This window comes from Halomicroarcula saliterrae, from assembly GCF_031624395.1.
GTDB lineage: Archaea > Halobacteriota > Halobacteria > Halobacteriales > Haloarculaceae > Haloarcula > Haloarcula saliterrae.
The window spans coordinates 587143-612736 of sequence record NZ_JAMQON010000002.1; the positions used below are offsets into that span (position 1 = coordinate 587143).

Sequence of the window (25594 nt, forward strand, 5' to 3'; positions counted from 1 at the left end):
GGGTCGTCGTGTGTCATATCTACCCCATTGAAGTCCTCGGTTAAGAGTGTTGACGGTCCGTGCCGTCAGTTCACGCCCGCGGCTGGGGGCAGGTGAGCGAAAAAAGTGCAGCTACGACAGTCGCGTCCTCAGTTGGGCGTCGCCTCGTCCGGCGTGTCGTCTTCCGGCGTCGCCTCGTCCGGCGTCTCCTCGTCCGGCGTGTCATCGTCCGGCGTCTCCTCGTCCGGCGTATCTTCGTCCGGCGTTTCGGTGTCGGTATCGTCCGTGACGTTACCGTCCGTCTCGTCCGTCTCGTTACCGTCCGTCTCGTCAGTCTCGTTACCGATCGTGATTTCGGCGTCGTCGGTCACCGCTTCGCCGTTGTCGGTGTACGGGACGTCGTCGGTGCCGTTACTGCTGACGAAGTCGTAGGTCTCGTCGCCGGTCGTCTCCTCGTGGGGCATCGCGATGAGCGTCTGGTTCTCCGTCAGCTCCGACTCGTTGAACTCGGCCCCCGGCACGTCGAACAGGTCGACGGTGAGATTGTCGTACTCACCGGCTTCGAGGTAGTCACTGACGCCGACGACACTGCCGACCGCGTCGCCGTCGAGCAGGCTCTCGTTGTGGATGGTGACGTAGCCGCCACGCGGCACCGTCGCGTTCTGGACGATGACGCTCGTGCCGTCGGACGTCTGGTCATCGAAGGAGACCGTCGCGGTCTCGTTCGTCGCAGTGTCGTTGTCGGTCGTGTCGTTGTTCGCAGTCTGGGTAGCGTCGTTGCCCCCCGCCGGCACCAGCACGTTATCGAAGTCGGTGTCGAGGCCCGACTCGTTATCGTCGGCCACGGTCGTCTCGTTACCGATGGTGACGTTGGCGTCGTCAATCACCGCTTCGCCGTTGTCGGTGTACGGGACGTCGTCGGTGCCGTTACTGCTGACGAAGTCGTAGGTCTCGTCGCCGGTCGTCTCCTCGTGGGGCATCGCGATGAGCGTCTGGTTCTCCGTCAGCTCCGACTCGTTGAACTCGGCTCCCGGCACGTCGAACAGGTCGACGGTGAGGTTGTCGTACTCGCCCGCTTCGAGGTAGTCGCTGACGCCGACGACGCTGCCGACCGCGTCGCCGTCGAGCAGGCTCTCGTTGTGGATGGTGACGTAGCCGCCACGCGGCACCGTCGCGTTCTGGACGATGACGCTCGTGCCGTCGGACGTCTGGTTCTCGAAGGAGACCGTCGCGGTCTCGTTCGTCGCAGTGTCGTTGTCGTCGGCCGCGTCACCGGCGACATCCCCGCAGGTGCCGGCCGCTAGCTGCAGGGACTGGTTCAGTTCGAGGTCGGTCCGGTTGACGTCGTCCGTCTCGTTCGAGAGCACCTGCCACTGCTGGACAGTGCCGCTGGTGGTGTTGGTTCCGTTGGTGGTGTTAGCGAGCGCCGACGCCTCGTTGAACGCCGGGTCGATGGTCACGTTCGTGTCGTTGTCGAGGCCGGTGAAGGCGCCGCCGTCCGTCGCGGCCTCGCCCCACAGCCAGTCGACGACAGTCTCGGTCTCGCTGACGTTCCAGTTGTCCTCGTTCGTGGCGCCCTCGTAGTCGTCGTCACGGACCTCCCACTCGCCGTCTTCGGGCAGGTTCGTGATGGTGAACGTGGCCGTGCCACCGTCGGAGGAGTCGTCGGCCTCCGCGCCGTGGACGAGCACGAGACTCGTGTCGTCGTCGCTGGTCTCGTTCGTCCCCTGGGTGTCAGTGTACAGGAAGACGATGCTCGTGTTGGGCTCCTGGAGCTCCGTCGTCCCCTCCGAGCCGAACGCCTCGCCCGTCGCGTTGACGTACGGGTTGTCAGCGAACTCTTCGGGGAGCCGGTAGTCGTAGAACTCGCGCGCGGACTCCTCGCCCGTGAACGACGTTATCGGGACACACTCGCCGTTCTGTACGGCGACGTAGGACTGGTTTCCTGCCTCACCGGCCGTCTGCGCGGCTCCGAGCCCGGTCAGCGGAACCAGGGCGAGAGTTACGACCACAAGTAATGTACTGATGCGACGATACGCCGAACCGCGTTGTCTGGAATCCGTTTCCATACGGACCACCCAACCCCTAAATACGGTTTGTTATTGCCGCCGTAGCGAACGGTAAGCTCGTGCCAGCGCTGACTCGTCGGCCGAAAGTGAATTATATCTGATATTTCTGGGTCGGTGCTGTGACAGTGTAGAGCCACCGAGCCGGTCGACTGGACGCTGTGAGTTCAGTACGGACAGGCTAGAACACGTCGGGGGTACCGGTCTCGGACTCGCCGAGGGCGTCGTCGGTGTAAGTCCCCGTTACCCGCCCTGCGACGGGACCGGTCGGTGGCAGGGACGACCTCCGATGCGGTGCCCGGGTCGTAGTTCCGGGGGCGGTCACGACGTCTCCGTGGCCGCGAGCGTCTGTATCGACGTCTGGTCTCCCGCCGCTGGGACAGCCAGCGAGACCCCACAGCAGCCGGACCGAGCGGTTCCAGCACGTGGCGACGGGAGTATCTACGCGTGCTATGGCCGCTCACAGACGGTAGCGAAGAGATATCCCACGTGTATCGAACACGAGCCTAACGGCCCGTACAGCCCCGGACACATGTCTTTCGGGCCGTTCTTCGCCCGGTATTTCCAGTAAATTGAAGTATTGGGGCGAGTAGGAACCAACTGTGAAACACATAGAGCGACGGAAACTACTCCGCACCGCCGCGGGACTGGCGTCCGTGGCTGCGGTCGGTAGTACAGCGGGCTGTCTCGATTCGGCGCCCTCCACCGCTGAGTCGTCCGATGTGCTCGACGCTATCCCCGCAGGTGCTGACGCAGTCGCCTACGCGAACGTCGATACTATCCGACAGGACGAAGGCGTGAAAACGCTGACCAACACCCACCTCGAACAGCGGTCGCAGTACGAATACTACGACGGCCCCGAGGACTTCGACGGGCTACTCGGCCATATCGAGGACGAGTGGGAGACCGACCCGTCGAACGTCCACGAGGCGACGGTTTTCAGCGAGTTCGGCGGGACGGACGACGAACTGTTCGCCGAGTACGGCGGCGTCGTGCTTCGAGCGGACCTGGAAGCCGAGGACGTCAAACGCGGCCTCGAGAACGTCGAGAACATCGACTTCAGCGAGGTCGAACACTCCGGGTCGGTCGTCTACGAACCCGAGTCGGCGGACGGTCGGTGGGTCGGGTCGCTCTCGACGGACCGAGTCGTCGTCGGGACCGAAGACGCCGTCTACGACGCTATCGACGTGCAGAACGGCGATAGCGACACTATCGATTCGGAGGTCGAGAACGCCTACACCGAGACCCGGGACGCGCCCGTCCGATTCGCCGGTCGGATGCCGAGTCCCAGCGACAACCCGGCGGTCCCCGAGTCGGTAGCCAAACGCAGCGACGAGCCGATCGACCTCACCCCGCTCGACGACGTCGACACCCTCAGGGGGTCCGTGTACCGCGACGACGACGTCCGGGGGCTGGAGACGACGCTGGCTGCGAGCGACCGCGACGCCGCCGCCGACGCGACGGACGTGGTCACGGAGCTGCGGGACCGCGCTCAGTCGTCGATTCCATACGGCTCGGTCGCCGACCTCGTCGGCGATATCTCCGTCGAGCAAGACGGGTCGAGCGTGAAGGCCTCGCTCAGAAAGACGGTGTCGGAACTCGATTCGGTGCTCGAAGACACCTACGGCGGATAGCGCGGCCCCGCCGGTGTCCGTTTTTCGGACGTGACTCCTCACTGCGCCGTCACGGCAGCGCGTCGACGAGCGACCGCCCCTCGACGTAGGGGAAGCCGTGCTCGGCCGCGTACGCCCGGGCGTCGGCGGGCGAGAGCGCGCCACCGGTCTCGCCGTCGAGCATCTCGCAGACGACGACGGCCGGTGGCTGGTCGGCGGCCGCCGCCAGCGCGATGCCCAGTTCGGTGTGGCCCTCGCGGTCGGCGAGCAGCTCCGGGGCGGCCCGGAGCAGGTGGACGTGCCCCGGCGACCGGAACGACGCGGCGAAGACGTCGGCGTCCGGGTCGGCCGCGAGCCCGGCCAGTTCACGGATGGTCAGCGAGCGGTCCTCGTCGGTGATACCGGTGAAGGTGTCCCGGTGGTTCACGGTCAGCGAGAACGAGGAGCGCTCGTCGTAGGCGAGGTCGTGGGCGGCGGCGGTGGGGTGGTCGAGCACCTCCTGCATGAAAGGGAGTTCGAGCGCCGCGGCGACCGAATCGGAGAGCGCGACACAGACCAGCCCGCCGGCGTCGTTGCGGAGGCGGGCGACGGCCGCCGGGGTGACCGACCCCGCCGGATAGACGATGTCGGTCTCGCCCTCCCGGTCGGCGGCGTCGTGAATCAACACGGGCTCGCCGCCGGCGAAGGCGGCCACCGCGTCGGCGGCGCTGTCGGCGTCCACGCGCTCACTCCGAGACATGGACGGTCACCTCGTCGCCGTCTGCCAGCTCCAGCACGTCGCGGAGCTTCTCCGGCGCGATAAGCTCCACCTTCTCCTCGCCGTGGTGGGTCCGCTCGGGCGCGATGATGTGGGCCGGCTCGTACTCGCCGTCGCCGCTCTCGACGGAGACGGGGTAGCAGTAGGCCGGGCCGTAAGTGCGCTCGTCGTCTTCCCATCCCTCGATGGTGACCGGCTCCAGCGCGCTCAGACGGGCGCGCTTGCGGACGCTGTCGTCGGTGAGTTCGAGGTTCAGCGTCCCGGCGAACGGCTCGTAGTCCAGCCGCTCGATGAACTGTTTCATGTAGCCCGGGAGGGTGATGTAGTGGCGCCCCTCGCCCATGCCCGAGGTGACGATACCGTTCAGGTGGACGCTGGCGTCGGCCTCGAAGATGCGCCGGTAATCCGCGTATTCGGACTGGAGCCGGCGCTCGCCCGTGCTCGTGACGTGCACTTCCTGCCCGTCACCGAGGATGTCCCGGTCGAGCAGGTCGGCGTCCTCCAGACGCTGGAGGCGCCGTGAGGCCGTCTGGTTCGAGGCGTCGAGGCGCCCCGCCAGGTCCGCACAGGAGACCTTCGTCGGCTCGTCCAGCGCGCCTTCGAGCGCGAGCAGCTTCAGCGTCGCGAGTTCGTCGCGCCCGACGGCCTGTCCCGATGGTTCAGCCATGACCAAAGGTACGGACTAGATTCGGATAAGCATATCGAACGTGATACCGATTCCAGATGTGGAACAGTTCGCGTGCGCCAGAAGCTATTTGTTCCGACTTCGCGGTGTACAGGCCAGTGGGACGCACTGACACGCCGGTTCGCGGCGGGACCGGAGTCTCGGAACGAGGCCCCCGCGTGCACCGCGGAGCTGAGACGGCGTGAGCGGCTCACGCCGAGCGCTCCTGGCTGCGGTCGGGAGCGCCGCGGCCGGTCTCGCCGGCTGTGCCGGAGACGACCGGGACGAGACGCCGACCGCGGCGCGGCTCGGAGAGTGTGCCCGTCGGTGGCGGACCGGGACCGGTGGCGCAGTGGCCTCGTCGCCGGTGGGCCTCGACGACCGCCTCTACGTCGCGAGCGACGACGGGACGCTGTACAGTTTGCACGCCGACACCGGCGCCGTCGACTGGGAGTTCGAGATCGGGGCCAAACTCCCGTTCAATCCGGTCGTGGACGGCGAGACGATATACGTCGGGAGCTGGGACACCGCTCTGTACGCCGTCGACACCGACGGGACCGAACAGTGGCGCTTCGAGACCGGGGACAAACTCGGCCGGGGCGCGACGGTCGCCGACGGAACCGTCTACTTCGGGAGCGAGGACGGCCACGTCTACGCGGCCGACGCCGCGACCGGGGCGGAACGGTGGCGGTACCGGACGGGCGCCGGCGTCGTCGCGACCCCGGTAATCGCCGACGAGAGGGTCTACGTCGGCTCCCGAGACCGGACGTTCTACGCTCTCGACGCAGTCGCTGGCACCCCCGACTGGACGGTGTCGACGGACGCGAGCATCGTCGGCGGCGCACGCGTCGGCGGCGACCGCGTGTATTTCGGGAGTTCTTACGAGAGCCCGTTCTACGCGCTGCACCGAGACGACGGGACGACCGCGTGGACGATTACGAACGACACCGGGTTCTCGATGCGGCCGACGCTCGTCGACGGGACGCTGTACTACGGCGACAACGAGTCGCGAATCCAGGCGGTCGACGCGGCCACCGGCACCGTCCGCTGGCGGACAGACCTCGGATACGGTACCATCCTGTCTGCCCCTGCGGTCGCGAACGGGCTGGTGTACTTCGGGAACGCGGGCTTCAGAGACCCGAGTGGCATGAACGCCGTCGACCGGGAGACGGGGGCGGTGCGCTGGCGGTACATCCGCGACGACTACGTCCACTCGAACCCGCTCGTGTCCGGCGACACCGTCTACTTCGGCTGTTACGACACGTACGTCTACGCCATCGACGCGACGCCGGACGGATGATCGGGGCGCGACGAGTCCCCTCGTCGCAGGTGGTCAGTACTCCGCCAGCGGGTCGTCGGCCCAGAAATCGCTGTCTTTCTGCAGTTTGGGCACCCAGGTATCGGCGTCCCGGGCCAGCATCGCCACGCGAGAGGGTTCGACCTCTTTGATGGTGCCGTGCTCCGGGAGGAACTGCTGCATCTCCTCGGCGAACTCGACGATCTCCTCGTGGCTGGGCATCGACTCGCGGTCCAGCCGCCCCCGCGAGTGACCCACGTGCATGTACGCTTTCAGCTCCACGAAGTCGGCGTCGGCGCGGTCACACATCGCCGCGTACCACGCCGGGCGGTGCATGTTCTCCTCGCGGACCAGCGTGCTCCGGACGACGGTTCGGGTGTCGTCTTTCTCGGCCAGCACGTCCAGGGTGTCGACGAGGTTGTGCCAGGCGTCGTCCTCGACGGCTTTGACCGTCGAATCGAACGTCTTGCGGTCGGGCGCGTCGACGGAGACGTACAGCTGGGTGGGGTCACAGCGCGACAGCATCTCCGGGTCGGTGCCGTTCGAGACGAGGAACGTCGTGATATCGCGCTCGTGGAACTCCTCGATGAGTTCCGGGAGATAGGGGTAGAGGGTGGGCTCGCCGTCCAGCGAGATGGCGACGTGGCGGGGCTCCATCGCCTGCTCGAACACCTCGCGGGGCACCTCGTCGTTGCCGCCAAAGCCCGAGAGGAGCCGCCGCTGGAGTTCGACGGAGGCGTCCGCGACGGCGGCGGGGTCGTCCCACTCGACGTCGCCCAGTTCGTACGCGTGGCCGGCGTGGTCGCGCCAGCAGAAGACACAGCGCTCGTTGCACTTCACCACGGGCGTCATCTGGATACAGCGATGGGATTCGATACCGTAGAAGGCGTACTTGTAGCATTTCCCCTCCCCCCGAAGGGCGTTGGCCGTCCAGCCGCAGGTCTGGGCCGCCGTGTGGTTCCGGCTGTGGTAGTCGGGGTCCGAGACCTGCTTGGGCCCGCCCGAGTCGCTGTCGCTCATTGCTGCAATCGTTTCTCGCCGGACTGTAAGGGGCTTTCGTCCGGTCGGGGAAGCAGAGACCACCGGTTATTTATTTCACAGGTTCGAGCGCGGTGATATGTCGAACCGACGCGAGTATCTGGGTCTCGTCGCGACCGGGCTGACGGTCGCGGTGGGTGGCTGTCTCGAAAGCGGCGTCGACAACTCGGCTGCGACCGAGGACGACGAGGCGACGACCGGCACGGACGCGACGGAGACGGAGACAGGGACGGACCCGGGTACAGCCGAGGGGACCGACACCCCGCTCAGCGGGACCGTAGACATCACCGGGAGCAGTACCGTGTACCCACTCGCACAGGCCGTCGTCGAGGGGTTCAGGCAGCGACATCCCGATGTCGACTTCGCTCTCTCGATAACCGGCACCGGCGGCGGGTTCAGCGAGCGATTCTGCGAGGGCGACGCCGATTTCAACACCGCCTCGCGGCCGATCAGCGCCGCGGAGCGGGACCTGTGTGCCGGCAACGGCGTCGAGTACCACGAGCTCACGCTCGCGAGAGACGCGGTGACAGTCGTCGTCAACGCCGACAACGACTGGGTCGACTGCGTGACGACCGGCGAACTGCGCGAGCTATGGCGCGCGGACGGCGCGACCCGCTGGGCAGACGTGCGAAGCGAATGGCCCGACGAGGAGATAGCTCGGTTCGGCCCCGCGGACAGCTCCGGCACGTTCGACTACTTCGGTGAGGCGGTGCTCGGCGAGAACGCCGCGCACACCTCCGACTACCAGCCGACCGAGCGGGACAACGCCGTCCTCCGGGGCGTCCAGAACGACCGGTACGGCATCGCCTATCTCGGCTTCTCGTACTATCGGGACAACAGCGACCGCGTGAAAGCACTCGGCATCGACGCCGAGGGATGTGTCGAGCCGTCGCTCGACAGCGCCGCGAACGGCGACTATCCGCTGGCGCGGCCGCTGTACACGTACGTCAACACCGACCGACTCGGCGAGGCGTCCGTCGCCGAGTTCGCCCGGTACCTCCTCAGACGGACCACCAGCGAGACGCGCCTGACTGAGCAGGTCGGCTACGTTCCGCTGACACAGGCGGCGATGCAGGCCGAACTGGACGCGCTGAACGACGTTATCGAGCGCGTGCAGTGACTGCCGATAGGCCGGCTGGCCCCGGACGGACTGTCACGAACGTCCACGCGAACGGTATCAGTCCAAAGGTCTAAGCCTCCCCGGCCCCCAATCTCAGCCACTATGAGCACGGAGACCGAGGACGGGGACGACCTGCGCGAGCGAATCACGAACTTCCTGCGCCGGAACTTCCCACAGATCCAGATGCACGGCGGGAGCGCGGCTATCACGGACATCGACCGCGAAGAGGGGAGCGTCACCATCCAGCTCGGCGGCGCGTGTTCGGGCTGTGGCATCTCGCCGATGACCATTCAGGCCATCAAGACCCGCATGACCAAGGAGATCCCCGAGATCGACTCGGTCACCGCCCGCACCGGGATGGAAGGCGGCGAGGGCATGTCCGGCGGCGCCGACAGCGGCATGAACCCCTCCTTCCCCGGCGGCGACTCCCGTGGCGGCGACGTCGGCGGCGACGAGGGGCCGGAAGCGCCGTTCTAGGCTCGCCGTACCGCGGGCGTCGAACGCCGAGTCCGCACGGGCGGTCCGTGCGGACGGAAATCACACCGTATTAACCCAATGGCGAATTTTGACACCGTATGACTGATACGGACGGGTCCAACGTTCTCTTCGTCGTCCTGGACACGGTCCGGAAAGACCGGCTATCCGTCTACGACGAGGACCGCGAGACGACACCGCACCTCGCAGAGTTCGCCGCGGAGGCGACCGTCTTCGACGGCGCCGTCGCGCCGGCCCCGTGGACGCTGCCGGTCCACGCCTCGCTGTTTACCGGGCTCTATCCCAGCGAGCATGAGGCCACACAGGAAGACCCCTATCTGGAGGGGGCGACGACGCTCGCCGAGTCGCTGTCGGCGGCGGGCTACGAAACCGCCTGCTACTCGTCGAACGCCTGGATCACGAGCTACACGAACCTCACCGCGGGCTTTGATCACCACGACAACTTCTTCCAGATAATGCCCAGCGAGCTCCTCTCCGGGCCGCTCGCGAGCGTCTGGAAGACGATGAACGACAACGACACGCTCCGCAGCGTCGCCGACCGGATGGTCCAGCTTGGCAACAAGATACACGAGCATCTCGCCGAGGGCGGTGGCGGGGACACGAAGACGCCACAGGTCATCGACAAGACCATCGAGTTCATCGACGGGAGCGACGACTTCTTCGCGTTCATCAATCTGATGGACGCCCACCTCCCATACCACCCGCCCGAGGAGTACGCCGAACGGTTCGCGCCCGGCGTCGATTCGACGGACGTGTGCCAGAACTCGAAGGAGTTTAACTGCGGCGCCCGCGATATCGACGACGACGAGTGGGACGACATCAGAGGCCTCTACGACGCCGAACTGGCCCACATGGACGACCAGCTCGACCGGCTGTTCACCCACCTGAAAGAGACGGACCAGTGGGACGACACCACCGTCGTCGTCGCGGCTGACCACGGCGAGCTGTTCGGCGAACACGACCTGTACGGCCACGAGTTCGGCATCTACGACCCGCTCGTCAACGTCCCGCTCGTGGTCAAACACCCCGACCTCACGGCCGGCCGCGACGACGAGACGGTCGTCGAACTCGTCGACCTCTATCACACCGTCCTCGACGCGGCGGGCGCGACGGGCCAGGGCGAGGCCCTGCAGTCGACCCGCTCGCTGCTGTCGGCCGACTACCGCGAGTTCGCCGGCGAGATGGGCGGCGTCCCGCGGGGTGAGGTCGGCTTCGTCGAGTACCACCAGCCCGTCGTCGAGCTGCGCCAGCTGGAAGGGAAAGCCAGCGGGGCCGGTATCGAACTCGACGAGCAGTCCCGCTTTTACTCCCGGATGGGCGCGGCACGGACCGTCGACGAGAAGTACATCCACTGCACGCGCATCCCCGACGAGGCCTACGACGTGGGGCACGACCCGGGCGAGACCGAGAACCTGGTCGGCACCGACGCGGAGCCCGAGGCGCTCGCCGACGCCCTGTTCGAGTTCGTCGACTCGGTCGACGCCACCTGGCCCGACGAGGCCGACGGGGCCGACGGCGACGTGCTGGGCGAGATGGACGACGAGACGAAGGACCGACTGCAGGACCTCGGGTACATCGACTGACGTGAGTTCGGACAGCGCTGCCCTCGATTTCGTCGACAGGCGGACCGTCGCCCAGATACTGCTGGGTTTCGTCGTCGCGGGCGGCGTCCTCGCCCTGCTGGTCGATTTCGTCGGGACCGAGGGCGTCGTTGCGGGCCTCCGGCAGGCCGACGTGGGGTGGCTGGCGCTCGCCTGCCTCTCGACAGCGGTGTGTCTCACCGCCTGGGGGAAGGCCTGGCAGATCGTGCTGGGCGTCGCGGGCATCGAGGAGTCCTTCTCGCGACTCGTCGTCACCTACTACGCCGCCACCTTCGCGAACTACGTCACCCCGCTGGGCCAGGCCGGCGGCGAGCCCTTCATCGCCTACGTGCTCTCGCGGGACACGGAGGCCAGTTACCAGGACAGCCTCGCCAGCGTCGTCACCGCCGACCTGCTCAATCTCTTCCCCTTTGTCACCTTCTCCGGGGTCGGCTTCGCGGCGCTGCTGTACGGGAGCGAACTCCCCGACGCCATCGAGCCACTGGCCGGCGGGCTGGTCGTCCTCTCGGTCGGTGTGCCCCTGCTTACCGCTATCGGCTGGCGCTTTCGCGACCGGCTCCGGGCCGCGATACTCCGGTTCTCCGCGCCGCTCGTCCGGCGCGTACCGGTGTTCAGCCTCGACGGCCTCCGGGACCGAATCCACGAGACAGAGGCGGCCTTCGAGCGTATCGCCCGCGACCGCCGCGCGCTGGCGAAGGCGCTCTCGGTCTCTTACGTCGGCTGGGTGTTCTTCGCGCTCCCGCTGTACTTCTCCGCACAGGCCATCGGCGCCGACCTGACGCTGCTGCTCGTCTTCTTCATCGTCCCGGCCTCGACGCTGGCCGGGCTGGTCCCCTCCCCCGGTGGCTCGGGGGCCGTCGAGACAGCGCTCGTCGTGCTCGTCGTCGCGCTCACCGCCATCGGCCGGACCGACGCCGCGGTCATCGCCATCCTCTATCGCGTCGCAAGCTACGTGTTCGCGCTGGTTCTGGGCGGTGTCGCGGCGCTGTACGTCGTGAAGCGGAACTAGGAACGACGCCAGCCGCTCGGAGCACCGCAAAATCCGGATTCGACGCTGCCTAGGCGGTGTTGTGCTCGACGAAGGTGGGCCGCCAGTTGTCCATCACGCGAATGTCCCGGCCGGCGACGCGCCAGGAGCCGTCGGGTGGAATCGGCGAGACGACCAGTTTCGTCGGCGTCGCCACGGGACTGAAGGGGAGCGCCCGGTCGCTGTGGAATCCGAGACCGGTCAGGAGCCCGTCGGGGACGGACTGGCCCCGGACCGCGATGACGTCGGCGTCGTCGTGGTCGGCCACGAGCCGGTCGAAGATAGCCGGGAGGGCCCGGTCGCGTTCGGCGTCGCCGACCAGCGGAACCACGTCGGCGACGTTGGTGACGGTATGGTGCTCTTTCTCCCCCGTCCCGGTGACGACACCGGCGACGGGACGGCCGCCGATGCGGGCGGTGTAGGCGGTGTAGCTCCAGTTCGGGTTGCCAAACCGGTACCGGAAGAACTGCTCGTCGCGGAGGGCGTGAATCTCGGTCGGCGGCCGGCGCCGGTAGAGACTGGCCAGCGTCTCGGCGGGGATATCGGTGTGGCGGGTGACACTCACCTCGGACGGGGGGTCGAACCGCTGTTCCCGCGTGGCGAGGTAGGTACGGGCGGCCTGCGTGCCCGCCGTCTCCGCCAGCCGACTGTCGATGCCGGCGTACGCGGCGGGGTTCTGTATCCGGTAGTACGTGGTGTGTTCGCCGGCGATGTCACAGCCGAGCTTCGAGAGGCCCGCCGTCGTCTTCTGGTTCGGGTTGTTGAACGTGAACGCGGGCTGGCCCTCTGCGTAGTCGGCAAAGAGGCGCTCGCTCATGCGACTGAACAGGCCCTGCCGGCGGTGGGCCTCGTCGACCATGGTGTCACAGGACTGCAACGCCGTGTGGTAGGTGTCGCCGGCGCGCATCTGGAACGCCAGGTTGGGCCGGGCGCCGACGATGTCCCCGTCGTGTTCGGTGACGACGATGGGCACCTCCGGGAGATAGGGGTTGTCGAGGAACTTCCACTCGAACCACGCTTCCGAGCCGTCCGGAAAGGTGTCCCGGTGTAGCTCCATGAACCCCTCGCGGTCGGCCTCGCGGAACCAGCGGATGTCGTAGTCGTCCGCGTCGGTCCGGGCAGTCGTCGTGACCGTCTCAGTCGGCATCCTGGAGCTCCAGCCCGGGGACGAGCTGGTCAGCGTCGAGATGGTGGCGCTGGAACACCGCACAGTCGTCTTCGTGGTCGAACTCGTGGCGGTCGTTACAGAGGTCGGCCTCCATCGGGGAGACGAAAGACTCCTGGAGCTGACAGTAAGCGCGCTCGTGGTCGAACTCCTGCTCGCCGTCGGAGTCGCGGTATTCGAGGTACGGACAGGTCATCGACGCTAACGGAAACCGTGTTCGGGCTTGGTTATTCAGACGTTTCCGGGGATACGCTGGGAGTAACCCCAACGGGGGGGCGATAGCTGTGTCATACCCAAGTAGCGAACGCCGCGAGTCGGAGTAGTGCCATACGACGACTACCACCGGCAAAAGAAGGTCATCATCACGGTGGCCACCACCGGCGCGATCCACGGTAAAGACGTGAATCCGAACTTACCCGAGCAGCCCGAGGAAATCGCACAGCAGGTGGCCGCCTGCGAGGAAGTCGGGGCGTCAATCGCGCACGTCCACGGCCGCAACGAACACGGCGAGAACGACGCCAGCCGACTGCAGGCGGTCAACGACGCTATCCGCGAGGCCTGTGACGACATCATCATCCAGAACACCACCGGCGGCCAGGCCCAGTACGAGAGCCGCATCGCGGGCATCCGGACGGACCCCCCGCCGGAGATGGCGTCGCTCGACATGGGGCCGTTCAAGCGGGACAAACACATCATCACGAACCACACCCGCAACAACATCGAGCGCTTGGCCGTCGAAATGCAGGCCAAGGGCATCAAACCCGAGATGGAGGTGTTCAACTCCGGCCAGCTCGCGGAGGTCCGCCGGCTCATCGACGAGGGGCTGGTCGAGGAGCCGCCGTACATCAACCTCATCTTCGGCGGGTCCTTTACCCCGGCCACCCCGCGGAACCTCCTCACGATGGTCGACAACATCCCCGAGGGCGCCGAGTTCAACGTCCTCGCGGTCGGCCCCCACCAGCTCCCGCTGACGACGATGGCCGTCCTGCTGGGCGGACACGTCCGCGTCGGGATGGAGGACAACCTCTACTACCGGCGCGGGGAGAAAGCGGAGAGCAACCAGCAGCTGGTCGAGCGCACCGCGGAGATAATCGAGCGGCTCGACCGCGACATCGCGACCCCCGACGAGGCCCGGGAGATGCTCGGGATGGCGACCCAGTCGGTCGAAGCGGCGGCCGACGGCGGCAAGGACGCCGACTGACTAGCACCGTTCCTGTTCCGTTTCCCACGTCCGGACCAGCCGCGACAGCGTCGTGTTGACGGGCACTGGCTCCGCAGCGACGCGCACGACGTAGCCGTTGATGGCGTCTATCTCAGTCTCGCGACCGGCTTCGACGTCCCCCAGCATCGACGAGCGGTTCGCGGCGGTGTCACGCACGACCTGCCGAGTGCGTTCGACGGCCCGCTCGTCGGGCAGGTCGACGCCCTGCTCGCGGGCGACGCGGGCCGTCTCGCGGGCGGCGTCGGCGGCGAGGGACCGACCGGGTCCATCGACGAGCGCGCCGTTCTCGACGCGAGCCAGCGCCGTCGCGGCGTTGACGGCGGTGTTGACCGCCAGCTTCTCCCAGAGGCGACGGGGCATATCCGTCGCGACGGTGGTCTCCACGCCGGCGGCGGTGAACGCAGCGCCGACCCGGTCGGCCGTCTCGGACGGCCCGCCCTCGCGGGCGCCCAGCACCACGTCACCGCGGCCGGTAAAGGCAACAGTGCCGGGCTCCGCCAGCCGTGCGCCGTAGGTGCAAGTCCCTGCGAGCACCGGACAGGAGAGGGCCTCGGCCAGCCGTGACTCGTTGCCCATCCCGTTCTGGACCGAGAGGCAGGCGCCGAGGTCGCAGTCGGCCAACTGGGCAGCGACGGCGGCGGTGTCGTAGCTCTTGACCGCGACGACGGCGAGGTCGGCTTCCGCAGGGGGGTCGGTACGGGCCGCAGGCGAAACGTCGAACTGCTCGACGCCGGTCACGGTCAGCCCGTCGCGGTCGACAGCCGAGACGTGTGGGTCCCGGCCGACCAGCGTCACGTCGTGCTCGCGGGCCAGCAGCCCGCCCAGCAGGCTCCCGAGGCTGCCCGCGCCGACGACGGCGATATCCATGGGTCGGAGGAGGGCAGCGGGCTACAAAAGCCACCGGTCACGTGACCGATTCAGGGACGTCCGCGGGGTCGAAGTCGTCGGCGTAGTCGTCTACGACGCGCTCGGAGGCGTCCGAGACCACGAGTTCCGGGACGGAGTCGTCGTGGGACCGTACTGCGCGCGGAGGACGCCGGCGACAACGCCCAGCGCGACTCCGACGCACCTCGGACTGGCGGACCGTCGACAAAACAGTACTTGTGGGCCGTCAGTGGCCACGTGATAGCGGATAGATAGTACGGGTGGCACAGCTTTCGAGGTCCTATCGAGACGCTCAGCCCGCGCTCCGAAGAGACCTCGGCGAGCGGTACCACCACCCAAGTGACGGCGTGGGAACCACCAGCCACAACAGCGCCGACCTCGAACGATGCGTATGACCGACACTGTGCCCGCCTGGCCCGACGACGAGCCGGCGTACCGCCTGCGTCCCCCGGCCGCCGACGAAGGCGCCGGCCTCGACGCGCTGGCGGCCGTGCTGGACGCGACGCCACGCGGCCCGTCGACCGCCGTCGTTCGGCTGGCCGTCGGACGCCGGACGGACGTCGTGGGACCGCGCCGAAGGGCGCTGGAGACACTGTCCGGCGTCTCGGCAGTGACCGTCCACGACGACCGGACCACCGGGATAGCGCCGCTCACGGGCGAGTGTTTCGAGGCCATCGCCACGCTGTTTACCGACGTCGACCGCCTGCTGGTGCGGGACGACGAGGACGTCGCTATCGCGGAGTGGCGCGACGAGACGCTCCGGTTCGCGCTTCCGGACGCGGCCGTCGAGGCGCTGCAGTCAGACCTCGACGGGGCACTCGTCGACCGAATCGAGCCCCTAGAGTAGTCGGCTCACGAGGACGAATCCGCGCTTCGCGGCTGAAACCGCTCACTGGGCGGATTAGTCTCCACGAGGACGAATCCGCGCTTCGCGGCTGCAACCGCTCACTGGGCGGATTAGTCCTCGGTCCAGTAGTAGATGTCCTCCTTCGGTGCGCCACAGTCGGGACACTCCTCGGGGATATCGTCGTCGATGTTGCCCATCGCGCCACACTCCCAGCAGCGCCACATCAGTTCGGCCTCGCCGGCGGCACCCGTGCTCCGGTGGTCGTCGGTCAGCGACTGGATGCCCTCCTCGACCGTGACGTAGAAGCCGTGCTGGTCGAACCCGCGGATGGTGCCGAGTTCGGTGCCGTCGTCGTCGTAGACGGTCTGTCCGAACTCCAGGTTCTCCTCGTCGGCGCTCGTGAACATATCACTCATACATATTTATAGAGGAACCAACCTATGATAAGTGCTAGCGTGAGAAGAGACTCGTGTGGACCGGGGCGAAATCCGAGGAGTCGTCCACCGTCTCCTCGGTGTCGGAGATGGCGCTTCCGTCGAGTCCCACCTCCAGGAAGTCCGCGAGCGGCGGTCCGACGCTGTCGGGCTCGACGAGGAACGCGTCGTGACCGTAGTCGGAGTCGACGACGTGGTGGGCGACCGGCGTGTCGCTTCCGCGCAGCGCGTCGGCCAGGGCCTCGCTCTGCTCGCTGGTGAAGTGCCAGTCCCCGGTGAACGACATGACGAGGGCGTCCCCGTCGAAGGCCGCCAGCGCGTCGGCGTCGGACTCGAAGCCGCTGGCGAGGTCGTAGTTGTCCATCGCCCGCGTGAGATAGAGGTAGCTGTTGGCGTCGAAGCGCTCGACGAACTTCGAGGCGTTGTAATCGAGGTAGGACTCCACGTCCCGGTACGGGAAAAAGCGGCCGGCGGGGTCCGTGGGGAAGGCCCGCTCGGCCTCGCGGGTCGCGGCCCGGCGGCCGAACCGCCGCTCCATGCTCGACTTCGAGAAGTACATCACGTGGCCGATTTCGCGGGCGAGTGCCAGCCCCTGGTCGGGGTGGTCGCCCCCGTAGTAGTGCCCGCCCTGCCAGTTCTCGTCGGTGGTGATGGCCCGGCGGGCGATACCATCGAGGGCGAGACACTGCGGGTCGAGGCGGCCGGCGGCGGCGATGGGGACGATCTTCTCGACGTGGTCGGGGTGGCGCTTGGCCCATTCGAGGACGTTCATGCCGCCGACGCTGCCGCCGACGACGGCGTACAGCGCGGGCACCCCCAGTTCGTCGAGGAGTCGCCGCTGGGCCTCCGTCCAGTCGGCGACCGTGACGGGCGGGAAGTCGGGGCCGTAGGGCTCGCCGCTCTCGGGGTTCTCGCTCGCGGGGCCGCTCGTCCCGTAGCAGGAGCCGGGGACGTTCACACAGATCACGAAGTACTCCGTGGTGTCGATGGCCTTGCCCGGCCCGACGATGTCGTCCCACCAGGCGTAGGCCTGGTCGCCCTCCTCGAAGCGGCCACGCGAGGCGACGTGAGCGCTCCCGGTCAGGGCGTGACAGACCAGCACGGCGTTGTCGCCCTCGAACTCGCCGTACGTTTCGTAGGCCAGCTCCAGGTTCTCGATGGTCTCGCCGCACTGGAACTCGAACTCGCCGACGGAGACGGTACTGGAGTCCATCTCAGCTCACCCGGGACACGGCGTCGTCGATGTCTTCGATGATATCCTCGGGGTCCTCGATGCCGACGCTCATGCGGACGAGGTCCGGGCTGACGCCGCTCGCGCGCTGTTCTTCCTCGGAGAGCTGTGCGTGGGTGGTGCTGGCTGGGTGGATGACCAGCGTCTTCGCGTCGCCGATGTTGGCCAGGAACTGTGCGAGCTCGGTCTCCTCGCAGAAACGCTTGCTCGCCTCGTAGCCGCCCGAGAGCCCGAACGTGACGACGCCGCCGTACCCGCCCTCCAAGTACTCCTGTGCGAGCCCATGGGTCTCGTGGTCGGAGAGCCCGGGGTAAGTGACCCACGCGACCTCGGGATGGTCCCGGAGGTGTTCGGCCACCGTCAGGGCGTTCGAGCAGTGCCGCTCCATCCGAAGCGAGAGGGTCTCGGTCCCCTGCAGCGTCACCCAGGCGTCGAAGGGCTTCTGGCCGTCGCCCAGCGCGCGCAGGCCGCGCTGGCGGGCCGCCACGGCGAAGGCGCGGTCGCCGAAGCGCTCGGCGAAGCTGAACCCGAAACCGGGGTTCTCCCCGCCGATTTCGGGGTACTTTTCCGGGTGTTCGCCCCACGGGAACGAGCCGCCGTCCGCGAGCACGCCACCGACGGTCGAGCCGGAGCCGTGAATCCACTTGGTCGTCGACTCCCAGACGATGTCGGCGCCGTGGTCGAGCGGGCGACAGAGCGCGGGCGTCCCGAAGGTGTTGTCGACGAAGAGGGGGACGCCGTGGTCGTGGGCCACGTCCGCGATCTCCTGGAGGGGCGGGACCACGAGTGACGGATTGCCGATGGTCTCGCAGTGGACGTAGGCAGTGTCGTCGTCGATAGCCTCGGCGTAGGACTGCGGGTCGAGCGTGTCGACGAAGCGCGTCTCGATACCGCGCTGACTCGCGGTGGTAGCCAGATAGGAGTGGGTGCCACCGTAGATAGAAGAGGCCGAGACCACGTTGTCGCCCGCGCTCGCGAGCACGGTCGTCGCGGCGTCCAGCGCGGCCATTCCGGAGCCTGTGGCGACGGCGTCGACGGCGCCTTCGAGCGACGCCAGACGCGTTTCCAGCATCCGCACGGTCGGGTTGTCGAACCGCGAGTAGACGTTGCCGTCGTCCTCCAGCGCGTACCGGTCGGCCGCAGTCTCCGCGTCCTCGAAGACGTACGAGGAGGTCTGATAGATCGGGGGCGCTCGCGCCCCTGTAGCGGGGTCCGGCTCCTCCTGGCCGGCGTGGACACAGCGTGTCCCGAATCCGTAGTGGTCAGTCATGTGTGGTGTGCATATATCTCCACGCATCTATAACCACGAGTTACGGCAAAACTCTCCCCCATACCTGCGACGGTGTGACAGCCCACGTTTCACCGCGGTCCGGGCCCACCGTGTGCAACTGCGACAGCAGCGGGATATTTCATGCAGGCACACTATCCCGGAATATGGACCACACCGCTGTCGGCGACGCGTGCGACCGCGTCCTCGACACCGTCGGAACCGCGGTCATCGCCGACGAAACGTTCTTGCAGACGGTTCTGAGCGGGGTTCTGGCCCGCGGCCACGTCCTGCTGGAGGACGTGCCCGGCACGGGGAAGACACTCACCGCGCAGTCTTTCGCTACCGCGCTCGGCCTCTCGTTCAACAGAATTCAGTTCACTCCCGACCTGTTGCCGGCCGACATCACCGGGTCGAACGTGTTCGACGAGGCCGCGGGCACCTTCGAGTTCCAGCCCGGCCCCGTCTTCGCCAACGTCGTCCTCGCCGACGAGATAAACCGCGCACCGCCCAAGACGCAGGCGGCGCTGCTCGAAGCGATGGGCGAAAAGCAGGTGACCGTCGACGGTGACACCCACGAGCTCCCGGAGCCGTTTTTCGTCATCGCGACGCAGAACCCGGTCGAACAGGAGGGGACCTTCGGGCTGCCGGAGGCCCAGCGGGACCGCTTCATCGTCAAGACGGAGATGGGCTACCCCGAGTTCGACGGCGAACGCGAGCTGCTGGACCGCCGGGCCGACCGAACGGCACAGGCGCCGACGGTGTCGGCGGTCATCGACGGCGAACGCGTCACGGCGCTGCAAGGGGCCGTCGAGGCCGTGACCGTCGACGGGAAGCTGCGGGACTACATCGTCGAACTCGCTCGCGCCACGCGCGAAGACGACCGGGTCAGCGTCGGCGTCTCGCCGCGCGGTATCCAGCGCCTCTTCGAGGTGAGCCGCGCGGCCGCCGTCATAGAGCACCGGGAGTACGTGGTGCCCGACGACATCAAACGGGTCGTCGAGCAGGTGTTCGCCCACCGCCTCGTGCTGACGGCCGACGCCAGCGTCCGCGGCGTCGACCGGGCGACGGTCGTCCGGGAGGTCGTCGACAGCGTCGAGGTACCGGCGGTCACCGCGTAGCTCACCGCAGCGACACGACCAGTGCGACGGCGGCACACAGCGCGACCAGCAGGGTGAGGTAGCCGGTGTCGGGCGCCGGCGATATCGACCCACGGGCGACCCCGAGGACGGCGACCGTCAGCGCCACGCCCACGCCGCCGACCGCGACCGTCCCACCGGTGTGTGTCAGTTCCGTCCGGCGGGTCGCCGCGACTGTCCCGACCTCGCGGCGGAGCCGCGTCCCGAAGGCCCCGGCGTCCCAGACGACGACGCTCCCGACGAGCCCCGCGAGGACGACCGGGGTCGACGCACCGAGCGTCGCCGCGAAGGTGCTCGCGGCGAACAGCCCGGCCGCCGCGACGTGGACGCCGGCGTACTGCTCGTCGATGTACCGGACGACCAGCGCGAGCCAGAGGCCGCTGGTGAGGGTGCCGGCGACGCTGAGAACGGCGAGAGACGCGAACAGGAGAACCGGCCCGGCGCCGTAGCTCGCTACCAGCGGCGTCAGCTGCTGGTCGAACAGCAGACGGACCGGGGTCGGCGCGCCCGACTGGACGAGCGTCTGCACCCGCCCGACGGCGGGCCCGGCGATAGCGAAGAGTCCGACGGCGAGCACGCTGCCCCCGACGTACGGCGCCGCGGCAGTGCCGACTCGCTCGGTCGAACTCCGGGCGGTCCGCTGGACGACCCAGACCGCCAGCCGCGTCACGGCGCTGGCGACGAACAGCGTCCACATCGCCGTCCGGAGTCCCGGCGAGCCCGTGAGTGCCACCAGCAGGTCGTACGCCGTCGGCGCCAGCGCGCCGGCGATTTCCGGCTGCCCGAAGCGGAGTTCGACCGCGGCGGCCACGACGCTCGCCCCGACCAGCACGAGCGCGGTCCAGCGGAGTCGCCGGGCGACCGCTTCCACTGTGGCTCCCAAGTCGGGGGAGTCGGGCGTCTCCGGCACCAATTCGGTGAGCGGCAGCGCCGTCACCGCCCGCTCGAACGCGAGCGTGACGACGGCGAGACACAGACAGAACACGGCGAGGTGGGTGTCTCCCGGCGTCGGGGCAAACAGCGGGTCGACGACCGGCGCGAGCACCGCCCCGACTGCGGTCCGCGAGCCGTCGCCGCCGTCGGTCGCAGACAGCGAGACGATACTGTTGGCGATGGCGACCCCGGCGACCACCGCGAGCGCCAGCCCCGTCCGGCCGACGACACCGAGATAGGTGGCGCTCCGGTCGCGGTCGTAGGCCCCCCGCGTCGAGATGGCCGCCCCGAAGACGGCGAGGACACAGCCGCCGGTCACTACCAGCGCCGCCAGTGTGCCGGGGCCGCCCGTGACCGAGGACTCGCCGAGCGCCGCGGCGACGGTGCCCGCAGCGACCGCCACCAGTCCCGCGGCGATGGGGGCCACGAGGAGGCTGGCGAGGAGTCGACCGGCGGGCGTCCACTGGTCACAGCCGACCAGCCACATCGAGAGCGCGAGCACCAGCCCGACCCCGACCACAGATGCCAGTAGCGGCGCGGTGGCGACCGTCGAGAGGAGGACGGCGACCAGTAGCCCCGTCAGGCCGAGCACGACGGCTCGGCTGGTCCCGGGCAGTCCCGTCGGGTCGTCGCTAGTATCAGTCATGGTCAGCCACTGAAGAGGTCCACAAAGGACGCGCGCAGCGCCACGTCGATGGGGCTGTCGAGGTCCCAGTCGACGACGCTCGTCCCGGTCAGTTCCGCCCGCCGGAGGCGGGCCGCGCGGTCGAGGGCGAACACCGACGTGCCGACGGTGTCCCGACGGGCGACGTCGGGCGCGACCAGCGTCGTCAAGTAGTCCCGCAGGGTGAGCGACTCGGCGAGTGCTACGGGCCAGTCGTCGGTCAGCGGCGAGAAGACGACGACCTGGGCCGTCGGCGGGAGCCGGGCGCGTATCGCTCGCGCGTCGTCGCACCCGCCGTCGGTCGTCGGGACGCTCGGCGGGACGGTTTCGGACGCATCGCCGGCCTCGCCTCCGACGGTCGTCGCGTCCCGGGCCGCGGCGGCCCCGACACCGTCGAAGAGACGGGCCACACGGGCGGCTGTGTGCTCGTCGGCGTCGTCGACCCAGGCGAGCCCGTCCGGACCGAGGCCGCCGGGCACGTCGGCGTCGTCGAGGCCGACGGCGGCGACGCTGACGACGGCGTTCGCGGCCGAGAGCGCGTCGAACAGCCGCTCGGCGGCGTAGGCCGAGAGCTCGGCGCCCGTCGGGTAGCCCGCCGCCGGCGTCAGCCGGGCCGCCGGGCGGGCGTCGACGAGCAGCACCGTCCGGACCGCCTGCTCCTCGCGGTAGTCGATAGTCGTCAGCTCGCTGGTCTTGGCGTACCGGCGCCAGTCGAGGCGGTTGACGGGGTCGCCGCGCTGGTAGCTCCGGGTCGAGTGAAACTCCAGCCCGTCGCCGCCGCTGTCGGTCGGGAGCGTCCCCACACGCGGGAGCGTCGCGTCCGTCAGCGGGGCCTCGGAGACGGTGTTGGCACAGGTGAGCGTCCCGTCGCCGTCGGCCGACAGCTCGACGGTCACCTCGTCGCTGGCCGAGAGCGTCCGAACCCTGACGGCGGCGGTGTCGAAGTCGTGGGACCCGCGCTTGGCCATCACCGAGTACGTCAGCGTCGCCGCCTCGCCCGAGCGCAGCGACATGCAATCCCGCGGGCTCCCGTCGACGACGGCGAGTTCCGCCGGGACGCCGTCGATGACCCGCACGTCCGTTAGCGCGGCCGGCCCGGTGTTCTCGACCGTCAGCTCGACGCGCACCGGCTCGCCGGGAGTCGGCTCGCCGTCGGTGACAGTGCGGGTGAGTTCGAGCGCGGCGTCGGCCGGAACCCGGGAGAGCGAGCCGTAGACGACGTAAGTCAGCGGGACGACGACGGCCGCGAGGAGGGCGGCGTTACCCCACAGCAGCCCCACACAGACCAGCAAGAGCGTGCCGGCCATGCCGCCGCTCCAGCGGTGTACGCGCCGCCGCATCACCGCCCCTCCCCGAGCCTCTCGATGGCACGGACTGTCCGTCTGAGACGGCGTTCGCGCTCGCTCTCGGGGTCCAGCCACAGCCGGAGCCGCGCCGGCAGCGGCTGTGCGGTGTCGGGGTCGAACATCGCCGTCGCGACGGCGTCGCCGGTCCACGCACCGGACTCGATGGCTCGCTCGGCCGCTTCGCGGGAGCACTCGGCGTCTATCGCGTACGCGGTCACCGCCGTCGCCCGGAGCCGGTCGACCATCGCCGTCATCGCGTTCGGGTCCCCGGCGACCGCCTCGTCGAACATCGTATCGAGGGGCGCCCCGGTCAGCGGTGTCTCCGCTGTGGTCACCGACTCCGGCGGCGTCGACACGGCGTCGTCGAACGCGGTCTGTCCCCGATCCGACTCCGTCATCTGCCACCCGACGAAGACGCCCAGAAGGCCGATGGCGGCGACGAGCCAGGTCGGCCGAATCTGTCCGCTGAGCCGCTGCAGCAGCGGCAACACGCCGGCGAAGGCGTCCGGAGCGACGGCGAGCGCCGCGGCGGCGGCGGTGCCCAGAACGCCGAGAAAGCCGAAGCCGAACAGCTTGAGTTCGCGGAGGGTCACGGCGCACCGCCCTCGTCGGCCGCGTCCGTGTCGCCGGCCGTCCGCTCGATCGTCCGGATAGCCCCCTCGACGGCCGAGACGTGGTCCTGTGGGTCGTACTGGCCGTACTCGACGGCCCGGTAGGCCTCCCGGAGCGTCCCGACGGCCTCCGGCGGGATGTCGTCTTCCTCGATAGCGTGGGCCGCGATTTCACCCGGGGTCGCGGTCCGCACGTCGCGAAGCGAGACGCAACCGAGGAACCGGCCCCACGCCGCGCGGACGGTCGCTCGGTCGTCGGCCGGGTCGGTGTCGGTTCGCGGGTCGGCCGCCGTCGCCGCCGAGTCGGCCGTCGCCCTCGCCGCGGCGAGGCGAGTCCGGACCCACCCACGCAGCGCCGCCCATAGCTCGGGCAGCGTCCGCCGGCGGGCGAGAGCGGCCCGGAGGGCAGCGACTGTCAGCTCGAACCGCGTTCGCAGTCGCCCGATGGCGGTGTCGACGGCGGCCACGAGCCACAGCAGGGCGGTCACGAGCAGTTGCCCCGCCCGCCGGAACCACACCGAGAGGGTCCGCCCGGAGACGCCGCGGCGTCGCAACAGGTATCCGACCCCGCCCGCGAGCGCGAGGGCGGTCACGAGAACGGCCGCGAGGTTCCGCAGGAGGCCGTCGACGGCAGTCTCCCTGAGCTGCCCGTACTTCCTGACGGTCACGGTGACGCTGCCGGCCAGTGGCAGTCCCGCCGTCGCGGTACCGTTGGGACCGGTCTGAGCGACCGCGTCACCGCCCAGTGCGACCGTCGCGTTCGGGACCGCTTCGCCGCCCGCTGTGACGGTCACCGCGAGCCCAGTCCCCGGCAGCGCGAGCGGGAGCGACGGGCTGGTCTCGACCGCGAGGCCCGCGAGCGACACCGTTCGCTCCCCGCTGGCCGAACCGCGCACGACGCCGAGAGTGTAGTTCCCGGGGTCGGTCGGCAGGGTCACGCTGGCGCGACCGGCGTCGTCGGTCGTCGCGATCTGCTCGCCGCCGACGGTCACCGCCGCGTCGCGAACGGGCACGTCGTCGACTGTCGCGGTGAGCGTGACGGTGCCATCGGTCACGAGCGGGCCCGACAGCGCCAGTGTCACGTTGGTGTCCACTGTGAACGTCTCGTTCGACACCTGCCGGAGCCCGGGGCCGGCGACGGCGAAGAGCCGGTCGCCACCGCGGGGCGGCGCGAGCGACGCCCGTGTCGAGGCGTCGATCGTGACGTTGAGCCGCGACTCGTAGGGCACCCGCCCAGTGACGGTCCCCGCGTCGTCCGTCGTCCCGATAGAGTCACCGTTGAACGAGACCCGCACCCCCGCCGCCGGCGTCCCGCCGTCGGTCACAGTCACCTCGACTACCGCCCCGGCGGTGGCGGACCGGTTCAGCGAGACGGTGTAGTCGTCCGCCGCGTCGGCCGACTCGGTCTCGTTGCTGGTCTGATTGGCGTTCGACTGGTTGCCGACTGTCCGGTCGTCGGTCTGTTCGCTCGGCCCGTCGTCGCTCGGCTGTTCACCAGTCTGGTCACCGCTCGGCTGCTCGCCCGTCCGGTCACCGCTCGATGATTCACCCGTCCGGTCACCGCTCGGCTGCTCGCTCGGCCCGTCGTCGCTCAATGAGTCACCGCTCGATGGCTCACCCGTTTGGTCACCGCTCGGCTGCTCGCCCGTCCGGTCACCGCTCGATGATTCACCCGTTTGGCCACCGCTCGGCTGCTCGCTCGGTCCGTCGTCGCTCAATGAGTCACCGCTCGATGGCTCACCCGTTTGGTCACCGCTCGATGGCTCACCCGTTTGGTCACCGCTCGATGGCTCACCCGTCCGGTCACCGCTCGGCTGTTCACCAGTCCGGTCACCGCTCGGCTGCTCACCCGTCCGGTCACCGCTCGGCTGTTCACCAGTCCGGTCACCCGTCGGCCGGTCGCCGGCCGTCCGCTCACCGGGCATCCGCTCGCTCGTCGGTCGCTCGCCTGATGGCTGCGCCGTCGTTACCTCGCTCGTCGACTGCCCGCCGGGGGCCCTGTCGCTGCCGGAGTCGGCCGGAAAGAGTCCCGTACCGTCCCCGCCCGGACCGCTCGGGCCCGCCAGTGTCAGACCCGGGAGCGCCGCCGCCGCGACGACGACGGCGAGAATGCAGACGACGGCGAGAAACGCCCTGAGATACTCGCGTTTCGTGGACGTGTCGGCCAGAGAGTCAGTGTCGGGCATACAGAGA

Annotated in this window: 23 protein-coding genes; 9 read left to right on the top strand and 14 right to left on the bottom strand. The window is 68.7% G+C overall.

Annotated elements, in window-relative coordinates; translation table 11 throughout:
* Nucleotides 1-128: 128 nt before the first annotated feature.
* The gene (locus NDI56_RS11035) at nt 129-2048 is read right to left on the bottom strand and encodes a DUF7282 domain-containing protein (protein WP_310919570.1); all 1920 of its coding nucleotides are present in this window, start codon (nt 2046-2048) and stop codon (nt 129-131) included.
* Nucleotides 2049-2647: 599 nt separating this feature from the next.
* On the opposite strand from NDI56_RS11035, the gene NDI56_RS11040 reads away from it, so the two are divergent.
* The gene (locus tag NDI56_RS11040; protein ID WP_310919571.1) at nt 2648-3679 is read left to right on the top strand and encodes a hypothetical protein; all 1032 of its coding nucleotides are present in this window, start codon (nt 2648-2650) and stop codon (nt 3677-3679) included.
* 49 nt (nt 3680-3728) lie between these two features.
* Here NDI56_RS11040 and ribB read toward each other — a convergent pair whose 3' ends face one another.
* Both ribB and NDI56_RS11050 read right to left on the bottom strand, forming a co-directional pair.
* Entirely contained in the window at nt 3729-4397 is a 669-nt protein-coding gene (ribB, locus tag NDI56_RS11045; protein ID WP_310919572.1) for a 3,4-dihydroxy-2-butanone-4-phosphate synthase, read from the bottom strand.
* The gene (locus NDI56_RS11050; RefSeq protein ID WP_310919574.1) at nt 4384-5082 is read right to left on the bottom strand and encodes a DUF120 domain-containing protein; all 699 of its coding nucleotides are present in this window, start codon (nt 5080-5082) and stop codon (nt 4384-4386) included. Before NDI56_RS11050 ends, ribB begins: the two co-directional genes overlap by 14 nt.
* Nucleotides 5083-5281: 199 nt before the next feature.
* On the opposite strand from NDI56_RS11050, the gene NDI56_RS11055 reads away from it, so the two are divergent.
* Nucleotides 5282-6379 (top strand): outer membrane protein assembly factor BamB family protein, encoded by a 1098-nt coding sequence (locus NDI56_RS11055; RefSeq protein ID WP_310919575.1) that lies wholly within the window; start codon nt 5282-5284, stop codon nt 6377-6379.
* 33 nt (nt 6380-6412) lie between these two features.
* On the opposite strand, the gene twy1 is transcribed toward NDI56_RS11055, so the two are convergent.
* Complete coding sequence (gene twy1, locus NDI56_RS11060) at nt 6413-7396, bottom strand: 4-demethylwyosine synthase TYW1 (protein WP_310919576.1); 984 nt, start codon at nt 7394-7396, stop codon at nt 6413-6415.
* 97 nt (nt 7397-7493) lie between these two features.
* Between twy1 and NDI56_RS11065 the strand changes: the two genes are divergently transcribed.
* From NDI56_RS11065 to NDI56_RS11080, 4 genes are all read left to right on the top strand, one after another.
* On the top strand, nt 7494-8534 hold the full coding sequence (locus tag NDI56_RS11065; protein WP_310919577.1) for a PstS family phosphate ABC transporter substrate-binding protein: 1041 nt from the start codon (nt 7494-7496) through the stop codon (nt 8532-8534).
* Between the two features lie 102 nt (nt 8535-8636).
* Complete coding sequence (locus NDI56_RS11070; RefSeq protein WP_310919578.1) at nt 8637-9011, top strand: NifU family protein; 375 nt, start codon at nt 8637-8639, stop codon at nt 9009-9011.
* A gap of 98 nt (nt 9012-9109) precedes the next feature.
* Complete coding sequence (locus tag NDI56_RS11075) at nt 9110-10612, top strand: sulfatase (RefSeq protein ID WP_310919579.1); 1503 nt, start codon at nt 9110-9112, stop codon at nt 10610-10612.
* Between the two features lies 1 nt (nt 10613).
* A complete protein-coding gene (locus tag NDI56_RS11080) occupies nt 10614-11639 on the top strand; it encodes a lysylphosphatidylglycerol synthase transmembrane domain-containing protein (protein WP_310919580.1) in 1026 nt (341 codons plus the stop codon).
* A gap of 49 nt (nt 11640-11688) precedes the next feature.
* Here the strand turns inward: NDI56_RS11080 and NDI56_RS11085 are convergent, their stop codons facing one another.
* Both NDI56_RS11085 and NDI56_RS11090 read right to left on the bottom strand, forming a co-directional pair.
* Nucleotides 11689-12804, bottom strand: coding sequence for a GNAT family N-acetyltransferase (locus tag NDI56_RS11085; RefSeq protein ID WP_310919581.1), 1116 nt, complete (start codon nt 12802-12804; stop codon nt 11689-11691).
* Nucleotides 12794-13018: a hypothetical protein gene (locus NDI56_RS11090; RefSeq protein WP_310919582.1), complete on the bottom strand. Its 225-nt coding sequence runs from the start codon at nt 13016-13018 to the stop codon at nt 12794-12796. Before NDI56_RS11090 ends, NDI56_RS11085 begins: the two co-directional genes overlap by 11 nt.
* Nucleotides 13019-13144: 126 nt before the next feature.
* Between NDI56_RS11090 and NDI56_RS11095 the strand changes: the two genes are divergently transcribed.
* The gene (locus tag NDI56_RS11095) at nt 13145-14023 is read left to right on the top strand and encodes a beta-keto acid cleavage family enzyme (protein ID WP_310919583.1); all 879 of its coding nucleotides are present in this window, start codon (nt 13145-13147) and stop codon (nt 14021-14023) included.
* On the opposite strand, the gene NDI56_RS11100 is transcribed toward NDI56_RS11095, so the two are convergent.
* Nucleotides 14024-14911 (bottom strand): ketopantoate reductase family protein, encoded by an 888-nt coding sequence (locus NDI56_RS11100; RefSeq protein WP_310919584.1) that lies wholly within the window; start codon nt 14909-14911, stop codon nt 14024-14026.
* Nucleotides 14912-15320: 409 nt separating this feature from the next.
* On the opposite strand from NDI56_RS11100, the gene NDI56_RS11105 reads away from it, so the two are divergent.
* Nucleotides 15321-15776, top strand: a complete 456-nt coding sequence (locus tag NDI56_RS11105; RefSeq protein WP_310919585.1) for a hypothetical protein — start codon at nt 15321-15323, stop codon at nt 15774-15776.
* Nucleotides 15777-15886: 110 nt separating this feature from the next.
* On the opposite strand, the gene NDI56_RS11110 is transcribed toward NDI56_RS11105, so the two are convergent.
* Genes NDI56_RS11110 through NDI56_RS11120 form a run of 3 tightly spaced genes read right to left on the bottom strand, consistent with a single transcriptional unit; the run spans nt 15887 to nt 18711 of the window.
* Entirely contained in the window at nt 15887-16192 is a 306-nt protein-coding gene (locus NDI56_RS11110) for a DUF7130 family rubredoxin-like protein (RefSeq protein WP_310919586.1), read from the bottom strand.
* Between the two features lie 34 nt (nt 16193-16226).
* Nucleotides 16227-17423, bottom strand: coding sequence for a homoserine O-acetyltransferase MetX (gene metX, locus NDI56_RS11115; protein ID WP_310919587.1), 1197 nt, complete (start codon nt 17421-17423; stop codon nt 16227-16229).
* Nucleotide 17424: 1 nt separating this feature from the next.
* A complete protein-coding gene (locus NDI56_RS11120) occupies nt 17425-18711 on the bottom strand; it encodes an O-acetylhomoserine aminocarboxypropyltransferase/cysteine synthase family protein (RefSeq protein WP_310919588.1) in 1287 nt (428 codons plus the stop codon).
* A 164-nt stretch (nt 18712-18875) separates the two neighbouring features.
* Here NDI56_RS11120 and NDI56_RS11125 point away from each other — a divergent pair, with 164 nt between their 5' ends.
* Nucleotides 18876-19829: an AAA family ATPase gene (locus tag NDI56_RS11125; RefSeq protein ID WP_310919589.1), complete on the top strand. Its 954-nt coding sequence runs from the start codon at nt 18876-18878 to the stop codon at nt 19827-19829.
* A gap of 1 nt (nt 19830) precedes the next feature.
* Here NDI56_RS11125 and NDI56_RS11130 read toward each other — a convergent pair whose 3' ends face one another.
* Genes NDI56_RS11130 through NDI56_RS11145 form a run of 4 tightly spaced genes read right to left on the bottom strand, consistent with a single transcriptional unit; the run spans nt 19831 to nt 25587 of the window.
* Nucleotides 19831-21426, bottom strand: a complete 1596-nt coding sequence (locus NDI56_RS11130; protein ID WP_310919590.1) for a DUF7519 family protein — start codon at nt 21424-21426, stop codon at nt 19831-19833.
* A 2-nt stretch (nt 21427-21428) separates the two neighbouring features.
* Nucleotides 21429-22784, bottom strand: a complete 1356-nt coding sequence (locus tag NDI56_RS11135) for a DUF58 domain-containing protein (protein WP_310919591.1) — start codon at nt 22782-22784, stop codon at nt 21429-21431.
* On the bottom strand, nt 22784-23383 hold the full coding sequence (locus NDI56_RS11140) for a DUF7269 family protein (protein ID WP_310919592.1): 600 nt from the start codon (nt 23381-23383) through the stop codon (nt 22784-22786). Before NDI56_RS11140 ends, NDI56_RS11135 begins: the two co-directional genes overlap by 1 nt.
* Nucleotides 23380-25587, bottom strand: coding sequence for a hypothetical protein (locus NDI56_RS11145; RefSeq protein ID WP_310919593.1), 2208 nt, complete (start codon nt 25585-25587; stop codon nt 23380-23382). Before NDI56_RS11145 ends, NDI56_RS11140 begins: the two co-directional genes overlap by 4 nt.
* Nucleotides 25588-25594 lie beyond the last annotated feature (7 nt).

Excerpts from the sequence above, each read along its gene's own strand:
- ribB (WP_310919572.1), bottom strand. The coding sequence starts at position 4,397 with ATGTCTCGGAGTGAGCGCGTGGACGCCGACAGCGCCGCCGACGCGGTG.
- NDI56_RS11110 (WP_310919586.1), bottom strand. The coding sequence starts at position 16,192 with ATGAGTGATATGTTCACGAGCGCCGACGAGGAGAACCTGGAGTTCGGA.
- NDI56_RS11125 (WP_310919589.1), top strand. The coding sequence starts at position 18,876 with ATGGACCACACCGCTGTCGGCGACGCGTGCGACCGCGTCCTCGACACC.
- NDI56_RS11100 (WP_310919584.1), bottom strand. The coding sequence starts at position 14,911 with ATGGATATCGCCGTCGTCGGCGCGGGCAGCCTCGGGAGCCTGCTGGGC.
- NDI56_RS11070 (WP_310919578.1), top strand. The coding sequence starts at position 8,637 with ATGAGCACGGAGACCGAGGACGGGGACGACCTGCGCGAGCGAATCACG.
- twy1 (WP_310919576.1), bottom strand. The coding sequence starts at position 7,396 with ATGAGCGACAGCGACTCGGGCGGGCCCAAGCAGGTCTCGGACCCCGAC.
- NDI56_RS11130 (WP_310919590.1), bottom strand. The coding sequence starts at position 21,426 with ATGACTGATACTAGCGACGACCCGACGGGACTGCCCGGGACCAGCCGA.
- NDI56_RS11035 (WP_310919570.1), bottom strand. The coding sequence starts at position 2,048 with ATGGAAACGGATTCCAGACAACGCGGTTCGGCGTATCGTCGCATCAGT.
- NDI56_RS11050 (WP_310919574.1), bottom strand. The coding sequence starts at position 5,082 with ATGGCTGAACCATCGGGACAGGCCGTCGGGCGCGACGAACTCGCGACG.
- NDI56_RS11120 (WP_310919588.1), bottom strand. The coding sequence starts at position 18,711 with ATGACTGACCACTACGGATTCGGGACACGCTGTGTCCACGCCGGCCAG.
- NDI56_RS11145 (WP_310919593.1), bottom strand. The coding sequence starts at position 25,587 with ATGCCCGACACTGACTCTCTGGCCGACACGTCCACGAAACGCGAGTAT.
- NDI56_RS11090 (WP_310919582.1), bottom strand. The coding sequence starts at position 13,018 with ATGACCTGTCCGTACCTCGAATACCGCGACTCCGACGGCGAGCAGGAG.
- NDI56_RS11135 (WP_310919591.1), bottom strand. The coding sequence starts at position 22,784 with ATGCGGCGGCGCGTACACCGCTGGAGCGGCGGCATGGCCGGCACGCTC.
- NDI56_RS11075 (WP_310919579.1), top strand. The coding sequence starts at position 9,110 with ATGACTGATACGGACGGGTCCAACGTTCTCTTCGTCGTCCTGGACACG.
- metX (WP_310919587.1), bottom strand. The coding sequence starts at position 17,423 with ATGGACTCCAGTACCGTCTCCGTCGGCGAGTTCGAGTTCCAGTGCGGC.
- NDI56_RS11065 (WP_310919577.1), top strand. The coding sequence starts at position 7,494 with ATGTCGAACCGACGCGAGTATCTGGGTCTCGTCGCGACCGGGCTGACG.
- NDI56_RS11105 (WP_310919585.1), top strand. The coding sequence starts at position 15,321 with ATGACCGACACTGTGCCCGCCTGGCCCGACGACGAGCCGGCGTACCGC.
- NDI56_RS11085 (WP_310919581.1), bottom strand. The coding sequence starts at position 12,804 with ATGCCGACTGAGACGGTCACGACGACTGCCCGGACCGACGCGGACGAC.